This window comes from Actinokineospora bangkokensis (assembly GCF_001940455.1).
Lineage (GTDB): Bacteria > Actinomycetota > Actinomycetes > Mycobacteriales > Pseudonocardiaceae > Actinokineospora > Actinokineospora bangkokensis.
This window is the reverse complement of the sequence record NZ_MKQR01000003.1, coordinates 43,744-62,863: the sequence shown is the minus strand read 5'-3', so window position 1 is coordinate 62,863 and position 19,120 is coordinate 43,744. Positions and strand designations below refer to the sequence as shown.

The following is a 19,120-nucleotide window of genomic DNA, read 5'->3' as shown; positions in this document are numbered from 1 at the left end:
GGGACAAGCCGAACCAACACCTACCGCCGCCCCAACACCCCCCACACCGACGTAGCAGCGCGCACCCGGGCCCACAAAGGCCGCCGAGCCAACCCCTTCCGCACGTCCCGCACAGCCCCCCACGCCTCGTCCACCACCCCGGCGCCCACCCCCTCTCCTGACCACAACGCCCGGTCCACAGCGTCCGCCAATGCCCGCAGCCCCGTCTCCACCCCAGGCCCGCCAACCCCCGCCGACGCCCCCACCAGGTCCCGCACGGTCATCCCCCGGCTCCACGCCACCCCGTGCGCCCCCAAGCGGTCGCGCGCCTCAGCCCAGGCCCCCACCACAGCAGCCTTCCCCCCACGCCGCCGCCGACGCCACGCCCGCACCGCCGTCACCACGGGCACGCAGGCAGGCACCACCACCGCCAAGCCCACAACCACCGCCAGCACCACCAGCAGCGGGAGTCCCAGCCCAGGCCCGCCGGCCTCCGCGGGCTGCTCCGGCGCCTCCTCCGGGACCTCCGGGTCCACCAACTGCTCGGGCGGCGGCAGCTTCGCTCGGGCCTGCGCCGTCACGTCGGCCAGCGCGTTCGAGCCGCCCCCGGACCCGGTCGCGGTTCCGCTGGGGTCCAGCGGAACCCAGCCGACACCATCCACGGCGACCTCGGGCCAGGCGAGGACGTCGCCGTTGTGCACCACCACCGACCCGTCAGCGCCCGCCGCGGGCGCCCGGTACCCAACCGCGATCCGGGCCGGGACGCCCAGGACCCGGGCCAGCACGACGTAGGCGGCGGCGAACTGCTCGCTCGTCCCGCGCTTGTCGCGCAGCAGGAACCGCTCCAGCTGGGGCCACCCGGCACCGGTCGGCAGGTCGTCGGTGGCGACCGCGTACTCCCGGCTCAGGAAGTCCTCCAGCACCAGCGCGGTCCGGAACGTCGGCCGCAGGTCGCGCACCGCCTTGCGGGCCAGCTCCGCCACCGCCGGGGGGACCGCCCCCACGCCCCCGTAGCGCACGTGCGGGTCGATCCCGGCCCCGTACAGGGAATCCGGGTCGATCCGGGGCTCCCACCACCCCAACCCGTACCGCACCTGCGCCCCCCGGTCGGGCGCGAGCAGCGCGCCGGTCGTCTGGTCCACCAGCACAGCGGGACCGCTGACGTCCGCGGGCAGGGCCTGGCTGGGCAGCCACGGTCCCGCGCCGGTCAGCACCACGTCGGCGTGCCGCCGGTCGGTGGGTGCGGTCACCTCGGCGTCCGGTGCCAGGCGGGTGCCCATCCGCCGGTAGTCCTCGCCCGGGGACCAGTTGGCGCCGTCGAACTCGTCGAGCACCACCAGGCGCCAGCGGTCGACGGGCCCGTCCGCGGTGTAGCGGAACACCTCCTGATCGGGGGACAGCAGCCGCTCGGCGACCTCCGTCAGCGGGTTGGCCAGGCGCTGGGGCGGGACGGGCGCGTTCTGGTTCTGGCGCAGCGAGAAGGCGGGCCGGTCCGCCGGGTCCAGCGCGACGGCCCCGGACGCGGCAACCAGCGCGAGGACCACCGCGACGGCCGCACCGACGGCGTGCCGGGCGGGGCTGGTCCCGTCAGCGGCACGCACAGCGGCCACCAGCACGCACGCCACCGCCGCGAAGCACACCCCCACGACCAGCGCGACGACCCCGGTCAGCGCGGAGTACGTCTGGCTCAGCACCAGCACAGCGAGCCCGGGCACGACAGCGGCCAGCGGCCAGCGCCCTCGGACCAGCACCTCCACCGCGACCACCGCGGCCACCAGCGCCGCCAGCGGCACGAACAGCAGCAGCTCGGCGTCCGGGCGGGCGGGCCAGGTCGACTGCAAGGTCAACTGCCACGACCGGCCCACCCCCTCCGCAAGCGCTTGCACGGTCGCACCCGTGGGCAGCCCGGCGACCGTCGTCCCCCACAACAGCGTCCACACCAGACCCAACAGCCCGACCGCGAGCGCCAGCACGGGCCGCCACGGCTCCACGGCGGCCCACCGCGAAGCCGCCTCCCACGCCCCCCACACCGCCACCACGACCACCAGCAACGGCAGCAGCAGCGCGGCAACGCCGAACACCGGGGCGAACAGCAACGCGGGCCCCACCGAGGCGACCAGCACAGCGCCGACAGCGAGGCGCCTCGACGTCATCACGACGCCACCACCTCGTTCCACCGGCGCACAGCCGACCGCGCGTCGTCGGCACGCAGCACCCGAACCCCCGGCACAGGCACGTCCACCGACGAGCCCACCACCACCACGACCGCGCTGGCGTACCCCGAGCGCAACGCGGCGATCAGCGACAGGTCGTCCTGTCGAGCGCCGCACAGCACCACCACGAGCAGCCCGCCCTTGTCCGAGCGTGCGAACGTGCCAGGCACCAGCGGCACCGTCCCCGGCTCGCGGTCCAGCAGGCACAACTCGTCCAGCAGTGGCCGCACCGCGCCCTGGCCGCCGCCGTGCACGCCGACGTCCAGACCGCCCGGGGTGACCAGCCTGCACCGGTGGCCCGCGGCGGCCGCCGCGGCGAGCAGGGACGCGGCGAGGTCGACGGCCTCCTCGAAGCGCTCGGGGTCGACCAGGTCGGCCCGGGTGTCCAGGACGGCGGTGAACCGGGGCTGCTCGGGGTCGACGTACTCGCGGACCATCAGGGTCCCGGTGCGGGCGGTGGCCTTCCAGTGCAGCAGGCGCACCTCGTCGCCGGGGACGTACTCGCGGACGTCGCGCAGGTCGGTGGAGCCGCGCAGCGAGTCGTCGGTGGTGGTGCCCTCGTGGTGGTGGCGGGGGTGGCCGCCGACGACCGCGCGCACCGGGTGCACGGCCGGGTGCACCCACATGGTCGTGGTGTCGCCGGTGGTGAGCCTGCCGACGGCCAGCCCGAACGGGTCGACCCGCTGCAGGGTCAGCGGCCCCACGGTGAACCGGCCACGGCGCAGGGTGGGCAGTTCGTAGTGGTAGACGGCCTGGGCGCCTGGCGGCAGGGCGCGCACGGCGACGGCGTGGAAGCCGACGCCCACCCGGTCGCCCGCGTCGAAGCCGCCCTGGCGGGCCGCGGTGGGGTTGCGCACGGCGAGCCGGGCGAAGGCGGGCTTGCCGCGGCGCACCCGGTCCGGGTACACCGCGCGGGTCACCACGACCCGCGGGCGGCGGGCGGTGATGACCAGCGCGGCGAGCACCACCCCGAGGCCCGCGCCCGCCAACGCCCGCAGCACCGGGTAACCCGCCCACTCGCCGAGGGCGTAGGCGGGCACCGCCGCCACGAGCACCGCCGCGCCGCGGCGGGTCACCCGCGGCATCAGGCGCCCGGGCGGCCGAGGGCAGGCGCCGGGACCGCGGCCAGCACCTCGTCGACGACCTCGGCGGTGCCGCGGCGGTTGAGCTCGGCCTCGGCGGTGAGGATCAGCCGGTGCTCCAGGACGGGCTTGGCGACCTCCTTGATGTCGTCCGGGGTGACGAACCCGCGCCCGTGCGTGGCCGCGACCGCCTGGGCGGCGCGCACCAGGGCGATGCTGCCGCGCGGGCTGGCGCCGTAGCGCAGCGCCACGTGCTCGCGGGTGGCGGCGGCGAGCCGGGCGGCGTACTCGACCACCGCGCGGTCGATGTGCAGGGCGCGCACCTGCTCGGTGGCCGCGCGCAGGGTGGGGACGTCCACCACCGGCCGCAGCTCGTCCGGGCCGACGCCCGCGCAGTCGCTCATCACCACCAGCACCTCGGAGTCGAGGTCGGGGTAGCCCACCGACAGCCGCATGAGGAACCGGTCGAGCTGGGCCTCGGGCAGCCGGTAGGTGCCCTCCAGCTCGATCGGGTTCTGCGTGGCGACCACCAGGAACGGCCGGGGCACCTCGTGGCGCACCGAGTCCACGGTGACCGTCCGCTCGGCCATCACCTCCAGCAGCGCCGACTGGGTCTTCGGCGTGCCGCGGTTGACCTCGTCGGCGACGACGACGTTGGCGAACACGCCGCCGCGGCGGAACTCGAAGGCGCCGGAGGCCTGGTTGTAGACCTCCACGCCGGTGATGTCGCCGGGCAGCAGGTCGGGGGTGAACTGGATGCGGTTCCAGCTCCCGCCGATGCTGCGCGCCAGGCACCGGGCCAGGGTCGTCTTGCCCAGGCCGGGCACGTCCTCGACGAGCAGGTGCCCCTCGGCCAGCAGCGCGGCGACGGCCAGCCGGACGAGCTGCGGCTTGCCGCGCACGACCCCCTGCACGTTCGCCGCCACCAGCTCGTAGACCTGACCCGCGGTGGGCAGGCTCACCCCGCCTCCCAGGTGATGTGGTTCGACTCGATCACGGTGCCGTCGGGCAGCTCGGCGGTCACGTAGACCTCCCGGCCGACGGAACCGTAGGCGAAGAGCTCGCCCGTCCAGCCCCCGCCGCCGTCGGTGTCCTGGGTGGACCCGGGGTTGCTGTAGGCGGGGTCGGACGAGTGCGGCATCAGCTCCACGGTGGTGCCCGGCTCGAACCCGTCGAGCACGACGCGCATCCACGCGCAGTCCGGTGCCAGGTCGCCGCAGTACTCGGTGGTCTGCGCGCCGCGGCTGATGCGGATGGTTCCCCCACCACCACCGCCGCCGGGGGTGGCGGGCTCGTCGTGCGTCACCGTCTCCCCGGTCTGGGTGGTGTCGTCGGGGCCGGTGGAGTCCGCGCGCACCGAGAAGGTCACCGTGCCGCCGTTGTCGGGGATGCCGGTGAAGGTGGCGGTGCGCTCCTGGATGTACTGGTTCTCCGCGCCGGTCGCCTTGACCGTGTAGTGCCGCAGCGGGTAGCCGCGCAGGTCGGGCTCGTTCCAGGACAGCTGGGCGGTGCCCGCCTGCCGGTCGTAGTCGACGACCAGTCCGGTCACGGGCCCGGGCCCGGGGCCGGTGCCGGGCGGCGGGGTGGGCGCGGTCGGGGTCACCGGGCTCGCGGCGGCGGTGGCCGCACCGGTGCCCGCGGCGTTGGTCGCGGAGACGGTGAAGCTGTAGGCCACGCCGTTGGTGAGCCCGCCGACGGTGGCCGTGCGCGCGCCCCCTGCGGCGTTGAGGGTGCCGTTCCGACCGCCCGCGCCCCGCCACGTGACGGTGTACGCGGTGACGGGTGAGCGGTTCGGCGCGGCCTCGCCCCAGTTGACGACGGCCGAGGCGTTGCCCGCCGTGGCGGTGACGCCCGGGGGCGCGCCCGGCGGGGTCGCGGGCAGCGGCGGTGGCGGAGGTGGTGGGGGCGGCGTGGTCGTCGGCGGCGGCTCGACCGGCCGGGTGGTCGCGGGCGGGCCGTCCTGGGCGGGCGGGACGTCCTGGGCCGGGGGCGCGGCGTCCTGGGTGGGCCGCTCGGGGGCGCGCTCGACCCGCCGGTCGTTGGTCCTGGGCGGCTGCTGGGGCTGCGGCGGCTGGGGCGCCTGAGTGGTGGTCGGCGGCGCGGGCGGCGGCGGCTCCTCGCGCTCCTCGGCGCCGGTGCGGTCGCCGCCGCCGGGCTGCTCGTCGGGGGCGCCGATGTCGACCGGGGTGATGGCGCCGTCGCGGTCGACGACCAGCACGTGCTCGCCCTGGGCGCCGTCGACGTAGACGCGGCCGTCCTCGCCGCGGGCCAGGCGCGGCTCGCCCGCCTCGGGCGCCAGCCGCTCGTCCTTGACCCGGGTGCCGCCGGAGTCGTAGGTGGTGACGGTGTCGGTGGCCCGGTCGAGCACGGCGACGACGCGGCCCGCGGCCACCGGCCCGTCCCACTCCCCCGCGGTCAGCGCCACGTCGACCGGGTCCCCGGCCGAGCGCGCCGGGTCCATGCCCGCGCTGTCGAGCAGCACCATGCCGGGGCCGTCGGGGTCGAGGACGGCGATGCGGCCCTCGATGTCGGCCTGGGCCACCTTGGCCGTGTCGGGGATGTCCACACCGGCCGCGCGCGGGGCGCCGAGGCCGTCGGGCTCCACCGGGTGCAGCCGGTCGTGGGTGGTGTCGACGAAGACGGGCTTGCCGCCGACCACGGTGAGCCCACCCCGGGCACCCGCGGGCAGCGGGGTCGGGCAGGACATGCCGGTGTCCGAACGCGACACCCGGCACAGCAGCCCGGCGTCGGTCCTGGGCACCCACACCGTGCCGTCCGGGGTGGCCACGGGGTCGCCGACGGACCCGCCCGCGGGCATCACGCCGGGGTTGCCCCCCAGCCGCACGACCACGCCCGCCCGCCGGTACACCAGGTAGGGCCCGCCGCTGACCTCCAGCGCCACGGGGAGTTCGTCGGTGACGGGCGCGTCCCGCACGTCCACCACGTGCAGGCTGGACTTGCCGAACTCGGTGTAGCGGGAGTCGCCGACGACGAACCCGCTCGTCTCCCCCTGCACGACCTGCCCGCTGCCCGGGTGGCCGTCCACCCCGACCTCGGCGTCCACCCGCGAGGTGGACCCGTCGACGTGGAACGCGGTGCCCGAGGCGACGTTGTAGACCCAGTGGCCCGGGGACAGGAACTCCACGGCGCTGACGGGGTTGGCCACCCCGGTGACGGCCGCGACGACGGCGGCCGCGCAGGCGGCGACGACGGCGAGCACGGGCACGCGCCTGCGCCACGTCACCGCCGCAGCCCCCCGCGCGGACTTCACCGACATGCCGGACACCGTAGTTCACCGGGGCCACCCCTGTGACCTGCCCACAGCCTTTGACAGCTTCCGGACAGCCCCCTTCCGGCCGGGCAGGCCCCGGTCAGGGCGCGGGCGGGAGGATCAGCTCGAAGATGGCGCCGCCCTCCTCGGCGTTGTGCACGGCGAGCGAACCCCCGTGCGACTGGGCGACCCACCGAACGATCGACAGCCCGAGCCCGCTCGCGCCCGAACCGCTCGACGACGTGGTGCGGAACCGGTCGAACACCTCCTCGGCGAGCGCGGCGTCCACCCCGGGGCCGTGGTCGGCGACGGTGACCCGGCCGTTGGCCACGGTGATGTGCACGATGGCCAGCTGGTTGGGCTGGCGGCCGTAGCGCAGGGCGTTGTCGAGCAGGTTGCCGATCGCCCGCTGCACCAGCATCGGGTCGATCACCACCTTGGACGGGGCCGCGGTGAGGGTGACGCTCGCGCCCTCGCTCGGCGTCTCCTCCACCACCCCGGCGACCAGCTGGTCCAGCCACACCGGTTGCAGGGCCAGCCGGTCGACCCCCGCGGCGAGCCGGGCGCGCACCAGCAGGCCGTCGATGATGCCGCCCATGCGCGCGGCGAGGCGCACCGTGCGCGGCAGCAGCTCGGCCCGCTCGCCGGGGTTGCGCAGCGCGGTCTCGGCCAGCGCGCGCAGGGCGGCGACGGGGGTGCGCAGGTCGTGCGCGGTCTCGGCGAGCAGCACCTCCTGCTGCTCCAGCGCGGCGGCGGCGGGGCGGATGGCCCGCCCGGACAGCACGTGCCCGCCCAGGCCCAGCACCCCGACGGCCAGCGCGCAGCCGATCACCACCAGCAGCACCATCCGGTCGTGGCGGTCCTGCTCCGGCTCGGCGTCGGCGATGGCGACGACCGCGCCCGCGTACTGGCCGGTCTTCATCCGGAACGGCTCGACCGCGATGCGCACCAGCCCGCCGTCGGTGGCGTTCTGGTAGCCGGAGAGCCTGCGCCCGGAGGTGGTGGCCTGCTGGGCGAGGGCGGTGACGACGGACGGGTCGACGGGCACGCACTGGCGCCCGGAGCTGCGCGTGCCGCCCTGGGCGACCACGGCGAACTGCGGGCAGGACTGGTCGACCTCGTCGTCGTTGACCGCGGCGGTGACCAGCACCCCGCCGTCGTCCTTGACCAGCCTGCTGACGATGCCGGTGGTCCGGTCCAGCTCGGCGTCCAGCCGCTGCTCGCCCTCGCGCTGGTCGGCGGCCAGCGACAGCCAGGCGAACACGACCAGGGCCGCGGTGTTGGCGGTGGTGAACACGAGCGTGAGCACCAGCCGCAGCCGCCGCAGCCGGTCCGCCGAGGAGCGGGTCACCGGCCCGGGTCCGCGAGCCGGTAGCCGCGGCCGCGCACGGTGTGGATCAGCTCCGGCTCGCGCAGCTTGCGCCGCAACCGCTTGACCACCACGTCGACCACGTTGGACATCGGGTCGGCCGCGGCGTCCCAGCAGTGCTCGATCAGCTCGCTGCGGGTCACCGCCTCGCCCGCGCGCACGGCCAGGTACTCCAGGACGGCGAACTCCTTGTCGCTGACGGTCAGCAGCACGCCCCCGCGCCGCACCGCCCGGCGCGCGCTGTCGACCTCCAGGTCGGCCACCCGCAGCACGGTGGGCCTGCCGGTGGTGCGGGTGCCCAGCACCCGGACCCTGGCGCTGAGCTCGGCCGCGGCGAACGGCTTGACCAGGTAGTCGTCGCCGCCGTGCTCGAACCCGGCCACCCGGTCGGCCACGCTGTCGCGCGCGGTCAGGAACAGCACCGGCAGCACCCACCCGGCCTGGCGCCTGCGGTGGACGTAGCCCAGCGCGTCGCCGTCGGGCAGCATCCGGTCGAACACCGCGCAGTCGAACGGGCGCGCGGCCAGCGCCGCGTCGGCCGTGGCCAGGTCGGCGGCGGTGGTCACCGCGGCCCCCGAGCCGGTCAGCTCCGCGGCGACCGCGACCCGCAGGTCCTCGTCGTCCTCGACGACCAGGACGCGCATCGGGGGCGTCATGTCATCAAAACCTCATGTGTCCTGTCGGACCGTCGTGCGGGAGACGGACGGACGGGGGCAGCTGTGGGCAAGACGGTAACGCCTCCCCGCGCGGTGGCCGACGACCCGCGCGGGATTTGGCAGGAACGAGCCGCGACGAGCAGCGGCGCGGCCGTGGTGCCCGCCGCGCCGCTCGTGCTGGGCGCCGTGGTGCCCGCGGCCGCGGGCGCCACGCCCGCGGTGGCCGCGGCGGCGGTGGACGACGACCTGACCAGGCCCACGGGACTGCCCGCTGCCCGGCCGCGGGTGCGCTCAGCCGTGCCCCCGCCACCACCGCCCCGGCCACCGGGGTCCCAGCGCGGCCGCGCGGTGCGCGAGCTGCTGGGGCTGCTCACGGTCCCGCAGGTCGTGTGCTGGCAGGTCGCGGTCGTGGCGGTGCTGTTCGCGCTGGGCAGGCCGTGGCCGGTGCTGGTGGGCACCTGCGTGGCCGCGGCGCTGCTGCTGGCCGCGACCTCGGTGCGCGTCGGCGGCCGCTGGCTCTACGAGCTTGGCGTGCTTGGCCTGGGCCACCTGTCCCGCGAGCGCCGCCGCGACCTGCCGGAGAGCGCGGGCAAGACCCCGGCACTGCTCGACCTGCTGCTGCCCGGCGCCACCGTGCGCACCACCGCGACCGGACAGGGCCCGGCGATGACGGTGAGCCACCCCGGCGGGCTGGCCGCGCCGCTGCGCCTCACCGACGACCGCGCCGACCCGGTGCGCGGCCTGCCGCTGCCCGCCGCGCTGCTGCCCAGCACCGAGGGCCAGGAGTTCGGGGTGCAGGTGGTGCTGCACGCGGGCGTGCGCCGCGCGGGCCCGCCGAAGGTGTGGCTGGCCGTGCACGCCGCGCGCACCGTCGAGATCCCCCGCGACGCCGACCTGGCCCTGGTGCTGCGCAACGCGGTGCGCCGGGTCCGCCGGGCGGCCCGGCGGGCGGGCGCGCCGGTGGAGGTGCTGCCCGAGGAGCAGGCGTTCGCCGCGCTGGCGGGCCTGGCGCACGTCACCGGCGGGCGCACCGAGGTCCGCGAGGACTGGCGGTTCTGGCGCACCGGCCCGGTCTGCCAGGCGGTGCTGCGGCTGGAGGGCGCCGACCTGCTGACCGAGGAGGAGACCCGGCGGCTGGTGGCGGCGCTGTTCGCCACCACAGCGGGCGCCGCCACCACCGTCACCCTGGGCGCGCGCACCGGCCGCGCCACCGCCGCGCCGAGCCTGGTCGTGCGGGTCGCGGCGACCACCGAGTCCGCCGTGGCCGACGCCGCGACCGCCGCCAGGGCGCTGCTGTCCACCCCCGCCGCGCCCCCCGGTGCCCGCCTCGTCCGGCTCGACGGGGCCCACTCCCGCGGCGTCGCCGCCTCGCTGCCGATCGGAGCGTTCCTGCCATGACCCGCGCCCTGCCCCGTCCCACCGGCCCCCGGGAGGTCAGCGTGCTCCCCGCCCGCCGCGCGCACGCAGGCCCCTCGCACGCCGGGGTGGAGGCCCTGCTGGGCGCCGCCCGCCGCGAGGTGCTGGTGATGAGCGACCTCGCCGACGGCGACCCCATCGGCCCGGTCCGCCGGGTCGACCACGACGCGGTCCGCCGCGGCGTGCGCTACCGGGTGCTGGTGCCCGACCACGCCCGCACCGAGCCCGTCCCGGCGACCCGGCTGGGCGCGCTGTCGCTGGCGGGCGCCGACGTGCGCACCGTGGCGGAGGTGCCCACCTGCGCGCTGGTCGTCGACGGCGCCGTCGTGGTGCTGCCCGCCGAGCGCGACGCGGGCGGCCCGGCCACCGCGGCGTTCCGGCTGCCCAGCGTGGTGACCACGACGGTCGAGCTGTTCGAGCGGGTGTGGGCGGCCGCGGTACCGCTGACCGCCTCGGACCTGCCGGACTCCGCGGAGCTGTGCGCCCGCGAGCGCGAGCTGCTGTCGCTGCTGTCGGCGGGCAGCACCGACGAGTCGGCCGCGGCCAGGCTGGGCATCTCGGTGCGGACCGTGCGCCGGATGGTCGCCGACATCATGAACCGGCTCGGGGCGCGCAGCCGCTTCCAGGCCGGGGTCAAGGCCGCCGACCGCGGCTGGCTGATGGAGCGGGCGGGCTGATGACGAGCGCACCCCCGCGGACCCTGCTGGTCTCCCCCGGCACCCAGGGCGCCTACCCCACCGTCGGCGCGGCGCTGGCCGAGGCGCCCGACGACGGCGTCATCACCATCGCCGAGGGCGTCTACGCCGAGACCTTCGAGCTGGTCGACCGCAGGCTCACGCTGCGCGCGGCGGAGGGCGCGGCGGTCGTGCTCGACGGCTCCGGCGGCGACTGGCCGGTGCTCCTCGCCCGCGGCGGGGCGCTGGCGCTGCTGGGCATCGAGGTCCGCGCCCGGGTCGCGGCGCTGCGGGCGGAGCGGGTGTCGCTGTCGCTGGACCGGTGCGCGTTCACCGCGGGCGAGGGCGCCGCGCTGGACCTGCGCGACTGCCCGGACTTCGCCGTCACCCGCTGCTCGGTCACCTCCTCGACCATGGGCGTGGTCGTCGACGGCTCCACCGGCCGGGTCGACAGCACCACCATCACCGACATCGCGGGCGACGGCGTGGTGGTGGGCCAGGGCGCAGACCCGGTGCTGACCAACTGCACCATCGAGGGCTGCGGGCAGCGCGGGGTGTACGTGCACTCCTACGCCCGCCCGGTGCTGGAGGGCTGCGACATCTCCCGCACGGCGGCGGAGGGGGTGGCCGTGGCCCAGCAGTCGAAGCCGTCGGTGCGCCGCACCCGCATCCACGACACCCGCGGCCCGGGGGTGTCCTTCGGCCCCGGCTGCGCTGGCTCGGTGGAGGAGTGCCACCTGGACAACACCGCCGCCCCGGGGATCGCGGTGGCCCCGGGCGCCAGCCCCACGGTCGTCGAACCGACCCGCAAGCCCGCCAGCACCGGCGAGCCCGGCCTCGACGAACTGCTGTCCGACCTGGACGCCATGGTCGGGCTGCCCGCGGTGAAGGCCGAGGTGCGCGCGCTGGTCGACGAGATCCAGGTCAACGAGTGGCGGCGCAGGGCGGGCCTGGCGGTCGGCACCGTCAGCCACCACCTGATCTTCGCGGGCGCCCCCGGCACCGGCAAGACGACCGTCGCCCGCACCTACGGCGGGCTGCTCAAGTCCCTGGGCGTGCTCACCAGGGGCCAGTTCCGCGAGGTCTCCCGCCGCGACCTGGTGGGCCAGTACATCGGCCACACCGCGGAGAAGACGGCGGGGGTGTTCGAGGAGGCCAAGGGCGGGGTGCTGTTCATCGACGAGGCCTACACCCTCTCGCGCCAGGCGGGCTCCGGCGGCGACTTCGGCCAGGAGGCCATCGACACCCTGGTCAAGCTCATGGAGGACCACCGCGACGAGGTGGCCGTCATCGTGGCGGGCTACACCGCGGAGATGGAGGACTTCCTGGCCGTCAACCCCGGCCTGGCCTCCCGCTTCTCCAAGACCATCGAGTTCGAGGACTACACCCCCACCGACCTGCTGGCCATCATCGAGCGCATGATCGCGGGCGGGGACTACCTGGTCGAGCCCGAGGCCTCGCCGGTCCTGCTCCGCTTCTTCGCCCGCATCTGCGCCGAGGCCAACTTCGGCAACGCCCGCGACGCCCGCAGGCTCTTCGAGGGCATCCGCAAGGCCCAGTCCCAGCGCCTGCGCACCCTGGGCCGGATGCCCGACGTCACCGAGCTGCGCACCCTCACGGCGGGCGACGTGCTGGCCGCCACGTAGTGTGCGCGGGGTGCGGGTACTGGTCACCGAGGACGACGAGAACCTCCTGCTGGCGGTGACGACGGCCCTGCGCGGCGCGGGCTTCGCCGTCGACGCCGCCCCCGACCTCCCCCAGGCCGACGAAGCCCTCCACGTCAACACCTACGACTGCGCCGTCTTCGACCGCATGCTCCCCGCGGGCGACGCCCTGGACTACGTCCGCCGCCACCGCCCCCCGGTCCCCGTCCTCTTCCTCACCGCCCGCGACTCCGTCACCGACCGCATCGCGGGCCTGGAACACGGCGACGACTACGTGGTCAAGCCCTTCTCCCTCGAAGAGCTCATCGCCCGCGTCCGCCGCCTCTGCCTCCGAGCCGTCCCCCACCACCCCCCGGTCCTGCACTGCGGCGACCTCGAAGTCGACACCGCCCGCCACCAGGCCCGCCGCGCAGGCGTCCTGCTGACCCTCACCGCCAAGGAGTTCGCCGTCCTCACCCTGCTGGTCACCCACCAGGGCACCCCCGTCCCCCGCACCACCCTCACCACCACCGCCTGGGACGCCCAGGTCGACCCCGGCTCCAACGTCCTGGACGTGGTCATCAAACAACTCCGCCGCAAGCTCCACGACCCCCCGATGATCCACACCCTCCGCGGCGTCGGCTACCAGATCACCCCCGCCTGACGGCTTTCTGTCGGCCACCGGCGAGACCCTCCTCGCATGTACCGCTTCCTCGACCCAGGCGCTCCCCCACCGGCCTCGACCCCGGCAGCCGCGGCGGTCATGCGCCGCACCAAGCGCACCGGCACCCGCCCCGAACTCGCCCTCCGCAGCGCCCTCCACCGCCGCGGCCTCCGGTTCCTGGTCGACCACACCCCACCCGGCACCAACCGCCGCAGGCGCGTCGACATCCTGCTCCGAGGCCCCCGCGTGGCCGTGTTCGTCGACGGCTGCTTCTGGCACTCCTGCCCCCTCCACGGCCACCTCCCGCAGGCGAACCGCACCTGGTGGCGCCTGAAACTCCGCGGCATCCGCCTCCGCGACCAGGACACCGACGCGACCCTCACCACCGCAGGCTGGCTGGTCCTCCGCGTCTGGGAGCACGAGGACCCCGAAGCAGCCGCCGAGCGCATCCACGAACTCGCCCGCCGCAGACCACGTGCCCGCCGCTCCCGCTGATCGTGTGACAGTTCGCGGGGTGCCGGACACAAGCGGGGTGACAGGAGGTGGGCATGGCCGACGACCAGCACGACGCGTTCGACCGGATCTACCGCCACCACCACGACGCCGTCCGCCGCTTCCTCGGCCGCAGGCTCGCGGCGGCGGAGGTGGACGACGCGACCGCCGAGGTGTTCGTGGTCGCGTGGCGCAGGCACGACGAGCTCCCGGCGGCGCACCGCGTGCTGCCCTGGCTCTACGGCGTCGCCCGGCTCGTGCTGGCCAACGAGTTCCGCCGGGCCCGCCGCGCCGACCAGCTGGCCCACCGCGTCGGCACCCTCGCAGACGCACCACCCCCGGACACCCCGGCGGCGGTCGTGGACCGGCTGACCGTGGCCCAGGCGTTCGACACGCTGCCCGAGCGGGACCAGGAGGTCCTGCGCCTGGTGGCCTGGGAGCAGCTGACCACCGCCGAGGTCGCCGTGGCCCTCGGCTGCGCCAGGACCACGGCCGCCATGCGCATCTCCCGAGCGGGCAAGCGCCTCGCCCGGGCGCTGGACCGCCCCGCCACCACCCCGATCGAGCAGGGAGTGCACTGATGCGAACCCGGATCCAGGACCTCCTCGGCCCCCTCGACCCGATGCGCGACGAACCCGCCGTGCAACCACCACCGCTGCCGCCCCGCCCCGCGTTCGAGCGCAGCGCCCCCTCCCGCGGCCGCTGGCTCCTGGCCGGGGCCACCGTGACCGCCGCGGTCGTCGGCCTGCTCGCCTACCAGGCCGCAGGCCCCACCACTCCCCAGGGAACAGCCGCCACCCCAGCCCCCCTGGTCATCACCGCGCCCGCCACCGCGACCCCCGCAGCCCAGCGCCTCACCGAACTGGCCCAACGAGCACGCACGTCCGGTGTGCCCCAGCCCACCGGCACCACCGAGTACATCGAACTGCGCGCCTGGTACCTCAACAGCCAGACCTCCGAGGACAACACGGTGTCCGCCGTCGTCCCGGAGATCCACCGCACGTGGGCGAACCCCGACGGCTCCGGCCGCGCAGAGTCGGAACAGGCCGAACCCGAGTTCCGCAACGATGCCGACCGAGCCGAGTGGGACGGCCCCACCACCAGCACCGACACCGACTCGTGGGGCCCGGGCGAGCGCCCCTCCGCCTTCGGCACGGGCAGGCCGCCGATCGACCCCGATGCCCTCGCCCAGTACCTCCACCGCCCGAACCCGCCTGACGCCATCGGCCCGGTCAAGACCCTCGTCGCCCTCCAAGACCTGCTCAGGGACCGAGTCCTCACCCCGACCGAGCGAGCCGCCGCCCTGAACCTGCTGGCCCAACTCCCCGACATCACCTACCAGGGCACAACCACCGACCGCACCGGCCGCACCGCCGACGCGTTCTCCCTCGACTCCGCCTACGGCGGCCTCCCCGCCCGCTACACCCTTCTCATCGCCCCGGACACGGGCGTGATCCTGGGCAACGAAGAGATGCTGACCTCCGCCGCAGGCAAGCTGAACGTCACCATCCCCGCCGTGGTCGAGTACGAGACCTACGTGCGCGCCGAGTTCCAGTGACGAACGGTGGTGGCGCCGCAGCCCGCGGCGCCACCACCACCGGTCAGCCGAACACCCTGGTGGCGCGGTCGTTCCACGCCCCCATGGTGTTCTGACCAGCGCACGGGTCCAACCTCAGGCTGTAGTACTGGAAGTCCCACAGCTCACCCGGGTCATCCGCCGACGTGCAGATCGGCGGCCCGTCCTGCATGTTGAAGAACGACGACGTCTTGTACGCGAAGTCCCACTGCGCCAAGTCGTGCCCGTACTCGTCGCTGAAGAGCAACCGCCGCCCGCCGCCGTACTCGTTCTCCCACAGGCACAGCCACCCGGACGGGCAGTCGAGGATCGACGAGACCCCCTGCGCACCCGCCGGCACCCCCAGCGCCGCATCCGCCTCACCCGCCGACCGGTAGCAGACAGTGTGCGTGACCTGCGCGGACTCCGACCGCACCACGCACGTCTGCGCCTCACCCCACCCCCGCGACAGGTCGACCGACTTCCCGTCCATGACCGCGGTGTGCCCCTCCGCACCAGCCGCCGCCGCAGGCACAGCCCCCGCAACCGACATCGCCGCGAGCACGCCCAAGAAGGCACCCTTCACCGTTCTCCGCATCATTCCCCATCCCATCCGAAGGAATCAGAAGCGGCTCGACGAGGGCAAGCAGAAACCGCCGACCGGCTCCGGCCGACAAGAAAGTCGTAGATCCCCAGTGATCCGTTCGCCCCCAGGCGAGCCACCCCCGATCATGCCAGAACCCCACCGACAAAGCTCCCCTTTTTGAAACAACCCCACCCCGTGCGGGCCTCGGCACCATGACCCTGGTCAGACCGCATCCACCCAGCCAACACCGGCGGCCCACGAACCGAGTCCCCCATGACCGCTGAGCCGACACCGCGATCTCCCGAATGTGGCGAATGCCAAGGCACGCAAGACAGAAGCCGAAAGCAAGCTGCGCATCCTCCACGACGCCATCACCGCCGAAGTGGACCCCTCAGCCCTGGTTGACCCCATCAACCAAGCCCAGGCCGAGCGCTTGGCCGCTTAAGCCGAGATCGACCACCACCGCCACGGCGACACCATCGACCCCGCCGAGGTCCACGCCATGATCGACTCACTCGGGGACATCGCCCGCACGCTGGACGAACGCAAGCCACCAGCGCTCAACCGGGTCTACCGGGCGCTCGACGTGAACATGGTCTACCAAGGAGAAGAGCAGGCCATCAATGTGATGGCCTGCTCTCGTGTAGCCAGTGCGTGTGTCCGAGGGGGGACTTGAACCCCCACGCCCGTTAAGGGCACTAGCACCTCAAGCTAGCGCGTCTGCCATTCCGCCACCCGGACTTGCGAGGTTGCCCTCGCGGTGCGGACTGAAGCATACCGGACGCTGCCGAGGGGCTTGGCGGGGGCTCACCAGCGGCGGTCTTCGTCGCGGTAGATGCCGGTGTCGCTGTAGTCGGTCTCGTCGCGCGGGGTGGGCTTGGGCGGGGTCTGCTGGGGTGCTTCGTCCGGGGTGGGGATGCGCTGGACGATGTCGCTGGTGCCGCCGAGGGGGGTGAAGGCCGTGGCTACTTCTTGGGCGGCTCGTTGGCGGGCGGTGCGGGTGGCGGTGAGGATCTGGTCCCGGAGGGCTTCGGCGGTCTTGGCCATGGCCTCGGGGGTGAGGTGGAGGTCCAGGAGGGCTCCGCTGGGGGCGACGGTCACGGTGACGGTGCCGTCGGGGGAGCGTTCGGTGGTGCCTGCGGCTTCGATGTTGTTCTTGAAGTCGGTGGCCTTCTGCTGGAGGTCGGCGACCTTGGCCTCGAAGTCCGCGAGCCACTCGTCCGGGGTTTGCATGGGGGCGTCCTTCCTGGGTGGCGCTGGGGAGAGCGTAGCGGTGGGGTGCTCTAGGGTGGACCCGTCGACCGAGGGATAGGGGGCGGGGATGATCACCGCGATCGTGCTGGTGCGGGCCGCGACCGACAGCATCCCGGAGACCGCGCAGGCCATCGCCGACATCCCCGGGGTGGCGGAGGTGTACTCCTGCGCGGGGGACGTTGACCTGGTGGCGGTCGTGCGGGTGGGCGAGCACGAGGAGCTGGCGCGGTTGATCCCCGGGTCGATCAGCAAGGTGCCGGGGGTGCTCGACACCGACACCCACATCGCCTTCCGGGCCTACTCCAAGCGCGACACTGACGCCGCCTTCGACATCGGCGTTGACGAGGGCTGACGCGCACAAACCCCAATCAGGGTGTTCGGTAGCGGTACGAGATCGGGGTCAGGGCGGACGGGTCGACCAGCCAGGGGTGGTGGACCCGCAGGTGGCCGCCGGTGGCGGTGGGGCCCGAGCGGTCCAGGGCGATCTCCGAGACGACGACCAGCATGGTGTTGGGGTGTTCGCGGGCGTTGAGCTCGACCTCGGCGCGGGTCAGGATGACCTCCTCCCCCGCTGACGTCGTGCCCTTGACCTCGACGAACAGGTGCTCGTCGCCGCGGCGGGCGTCGAGGTCGTAGGACTGGGTGGCGCCGACGTCGACGACTGTGTAGCCCTCCCCCTCCAGGTACGCCGTGGCCTCGTTGACGGCGCGGCGCTCGACGGCCAGCTTCTCGGCTGTGGTCAAGCCGGTGCCCTGGCCGCGGGCGCGCCTACCGGCGGTGCGGTCGGCCACCTCCAGGGCTTCGACTACCTCGGGCGGGGTGTCGAAGAGGGTGTGGAGGCGGTCGAGGACCCGGACGAGGTACCGCAGGTCAGCGACCAGGACGTCCTCGGCGGGGATGGCCTCGCGCGGGTACCGGAAGGCGGCGACGGTGCCTGCCTGGTAGCCCTTGGCCCGCTTGCTGGCTTTGCCCCGCAGGTCGATGGTCATGAGGAGGTCTGGGCGGGACTCGAAGGAGGACGCGAGCGCTGTACGGGCGCGGGCGGAACTGGCCGCCAGTTCGGTGAGAGGTCGCGTTCGGGCGGTGTTGTTCGACCACTCGGTCGTGCCCTGCATCAGGGTCAGGTACACCGCCGTGCCCGGTGCGTCGAAGAGGTAGACGACGTACCAGCCGTCGGTGGCTCGGGGGGAGCGGGCCTCCGAGTGGACCCGGGCCCAGGGGATCTCGGTGCGCAGCCCGACGCCGTCGCTGGTGTTGACGGCCAGGTCAGGCAGGGTGGGGCTGGTCAGGTCCGGTAGCTGCGAGGCGAGCCAGGCGCCGAGGTCGTCGTGGATCAGGCGGCCTCGGTTGAGCATCTCCGGGGTCTGGGCGGGGTTGAAGTCGGGTTGCAGCGCGAGGATCTGGTGCAGCACGTCCTGGATCACCCACGGATCGTGGCACGGCGGGGTGGGCTAGAAGCGGCCGTTGAAGAGGATGCGGGCGATCTCGGTGTCGGTGGTTTGGCCCTCGTCGTAACCGCCCGCGCCGCGGAGGTTGTTCATGATGGCGAGGGTGTAGCGCTCGCCGGGGCCGACGAAGCCGACGGTGTTCATGACCCAGCCGCCGTCTTCTTCTGACCAGCCGTCCTTGTTGCCGGGGGTGGCGGGCTTGCCCGCGCCCCAGACGCCCCACTGCTGGTTGGGGGCGACGGTGCGCATGGCGGAGACGATGAAGGCCCGGTCGTCGGTGGGGACCTTCTCCAGGACGTAGGTCATGAGGCGGTCGAGGTCGGCGGTGGTGCACTTCTGGAAGCCCCAGTACGGGTAGACCTTGCTGTAGCCCTTCTGCGGTTGCAGGGAGGTCAGGCCGTAGGCGGGGAAGGCCTTGTTCCAGGCGGTGTGGTCCGGGCCGCCGTACTTGGACCACAGGGTCGTGGCCGCGTCGTCGTCGGAGCTGTGGAGCATGGCCTTGATGGCGGTGCGGTCGGCGGGGGTGAGGTGGACCTGGCCCGCGCGGGAGCGGCGCAGGAGGTCGACGACCATGGCGAGCTTGATCGTGGAGGCGGTCCAGGTGGGGTCCTCGGCGTGGGCGTTGCGCCAGACCGCGCCGGTGGTGCGGTCGCGCAGGACGATGCCGACGGTGCCGGGGCGGGTGGCGGCGTAGCGGTCGGCGGCCTGGATGCGGGCCTGGAGGTCGCAGTCGAAGCCGCCGGCCGGGCAGGCGGGGGTGGTCACGGGGGCTCCCGGCGGGACGGGGCTGGTGGGGGGCGGCGCGGCGGCGGGGGTGG

The 19,120-nt window shown here is 74.6% G+C and carries 19 protein-coding genes and 1 tRNA gene; 9 read left to right on the top strand and 11 right to left on the bottom strand.

Annotated elements, in window-relative coordinates; translation table 11 throughout:
- Positions 1–20 precede the first annotated feature (20 nt).
- From BJP25_RS01880 to BJP25_RS01855, 6 genes are all read right to left on the bottom strand, one after another.
- Positions 21–2,132, bottom strand: a complete 2,112-nt coding sequence (locus BJP25_RS01880; RefSeq protein WP_075973009.1) for a transglutaminase-like domain-containing protein — start codon at positions 2,130–2,132, stop codon at positions 21–23.
- Positions 2,132–3,277, bottom strand: a complete 1,146-nt coding sequence (locus tag BJP25_RS01875; protein ID WP_075973008.1) for a DUF58 domain-containing protein — start codon at positions 3,275–3,277, stop codon at positions 2,132–2,134. The genes BJP25_RS01880 and BJP25_RS01875 overlap by 1 nt, the downstream gene beginning before the upstream one ends.
- Complete coding sequence (locus BJP25_RS01870; protein WP_075973007.1) at positions 3,277–4,236, bottom strand: AAA family ATPase; 960 nt, start codon at positions 4,234–4,236, stop codon at positions 3,277–3,279. Before BJP25_RS01870 ends, BJP25_RS01875 begins: the two co-directional genes overlap by 1 nt.
- Positions 4,233–6,551 (bottom strand): fibronectin type III domain-containing protein, encoded by a 2,319-nt coding sequence (locus tag BJP25_RS01865; protein WP_075973006.1) that lies wholly within the window; start codon positions 6,549–6,551, stop codon positions 4,233–4,235. The genes BJP25_RS01870 and BJP25_RS01865 overlap by 4 nt, the downstream gene beginning before the upstream one ends.
- 94 nt (positions 6,552–6,645) lie before the next feature.
- Positions 6,646–7,896 carry a sensor histidine kinase gene (locus BJP25_RS01860; RefSeq protein WP_075973005.1) on the bottom strand — a complete coding sequence of 417 codons (1,251 nt, stop codon included), beginning with the start codon at positions 7,894–7,896 and terminating at the stop codon, positions 6,646–6,648.
- On the bottom strand, positions 7,893–8,570 hold the full coding sequence (locus BJP25_RS01855) for a response regulator transcription factor (protein ID WP_233157866.1): 678 nt from the start codon (positions 8,568–8,570) through the stop codon (positions 7,893–7,895). Before BJP25_RS01855 ends, BJP25_RS01860 begins: the two co-directional genes overlap by 4 nt.
- 63 nt (positions 8,571–8,633) lie before the next feature.
- On the opposite strand from BJP25_RS01855, the gene BJP25_RS01850 reads away from it, so the two are divergent.
- From BJP25_RS01850 to BJP25_RS01820, 7 genes are read left to right on the top strand one after another with little or no spacing between them, the layout of a single operon-like run.
- A complete protein-coding gene (locus tag BJP25_RS01850; protein WP_143218830.1) occupies positions 8,634–9,968 on the top strand; it encodes a hypothetical protein in 1,335 nt (444 codons plus the stop codon).
- A complete protein-coding gene (locus BJP25_RS01845) occupies positions 9,965–10,663 on the top strand; it encodes a helix-turn-helix transcriptional regulator (RefSeq protein WP_075973004.1) in 699 nt (232 codons plus the stop codon). The genes BJP25_RS01850 and BJP25_RS01845 overlap by 4 nt, the downstream gene beginning before the upstream one ends.
- Positions 10,663–12,306, top strand: coding sequence for a right-handed parallel beta-helix repeat-containing protein (locus tag BJP25_RS01840; RefSeq protein ID WP_075973003.1), 1,644 nt, complete (start codon positions 10,663–10,665; stop codon positions 12,304–12,306). Before BJP25_RS01845 ends, BJP25_RS01840 begins: the two co-directional genes overlap by 1 nt.
- Before the next feature lie 10 nt (positions 12,307–12,316).
- The gene (locus BJP25_RS01835) at positions 12,317–12,967 is read left to right on the top strand and encodes a response regulator transcription factor (RefSeq protein ID WP_075973024.1); all 651 of its coding nucleotides are present in this window, start codon (positions 12,317–12,319) and stop codon (positions 12,965–12,967) included.
- A gap of 36 nt (positions 12,968–13,003) precedes the next feature.
- A complete protein-coding gene (locus tag BJP25_RS01830; RefSeq protein ID WP_075973002.1) occupies positions 13,004–13,462 on the top strand; it encodes a PDDEXK family nuclease in 459 nt (152 codons plus the stop codon).
- A 53-nt stretch (positions 13,463–13,515) separates the two neighbouring features.
- A complete protein-coding gene (locus tag BJP25_RS01825) occupies positions 13,516–14,040 on the top strand; it encodes an RNA polymerase sigma factor (RefSeq protein ID WP_075973001.1) in 525 nt (174 codons plus the stop codon).
- Positions 14,040–15,017: a CU044_5270 family protein gene (locus BJP25_RS01820; RefSeq protein ID WP_084793599.1), complete on the top strand. Its 978-nt coding sequence runs from the start codon at positions 14,040–14,042 to the stop codon at positions 15,015–15,017. Before BJP25_RS01825 ends, BJP25_RS01820 begins: the two co-directional genes overlap by 1 nt.
- Positions 15,018–15,060: 43 nt before the next feature.
- On the opposite strand, the gene BJP25_RS01815 is transcribed toward BJP25_RS01820, so the two are convergent.
- Positions 15,061–15,507 (bottom strand): peptidase inhibitor family I36 protein, encoded by a 447-nt coding sequence (locus tag BJP25_RS01815; RefSeq protein ID WP_158075583.1) that lies wholly within the window; start codon positions 15,505–15,507, stop codon positions 15,061–15,063.
- A gap of 595 nt (positions 15,508–16,102) precedes the next feature.
- On the opposite strand from BJP25_RS01815, the gene BJP25_RS33940 reads away from it, so the two are divergent.
- A complete protein-coding gene (locus BJP25_RS33940; protein WP_158075582.1) occupies positions 16,103–16,276 on the top strand; it encodes a hypothetical protein in 174 nt (57 codons plus the stop codon).
- Here the strand turns inward: BJP25_RS33940 and BJP25_RS01810 are convergent.
- Positions 16,258–16,341: transfer RNA gene (locus tag BJP25_RS01810), tRNA-Leu, on the bottom strand. The genes BJP25_RS33940 and BJP25_RS01810 overlap by 19 nt on opposite strands.
- Before the next feature lie 66 nt (positions 16,342–16,407).
- Positions 16,408–16,833, bottom strand: coding sequence for a YbaB/EbfC family nucleoid-associated protein (locus BJP25_RS01805; protein ID WP_075972999.1), 426 nt, complete (start codon positions 16,831–16,833; stop codon positions 16,408–16,410).
- 88 nt (positions 16,834–16,921) lie between these two features.
- Here BJP25_RS01805 and BJP25_RS01800 point away from each other — a divergent pair, with 88 nt between their 5' ends.
- On the top strand, positions 16,922–17,206 hold the full coding sequence (locus BJP25_RS01800; protein ID WP_075972998.1) for an Lrp/AsnC family transcriptional regulator: 285 nt from the start codon (positions 16,922–16,924) through the stop codon (positions 17,204–17,206).
- 16 nt (positions 17,207–17,222) lie between these two features.
- Here the strand turns inward: BJP25_RS01800 and BJP25_RS01795 are convergent, their stop codons facing one another.
- Together BJP25_RS01795 and BJP25_RS01790 are read right to left on the bottom strand one after the other, a co-directional pair.
- Complete coding sequence (locus BJP25_RS01795; RefSeq protein ID WP_084793596.1) at positions 17,223–18,278, bottom strand: MrcB family domain-containing protein; 1,056 nt, start codon at positions 18,276–18,278, stop codon at positions 17,223–17,225.
- 27 nt (positions 18,279–18,305) lie between these two features.
- The coding region (locus BJP25_RS01790; protein ID WP_408607083.1) for a serine hydrolase at positions 18,306–19,120 on the bottom strand (815 nt) is incomplete at its 5' end.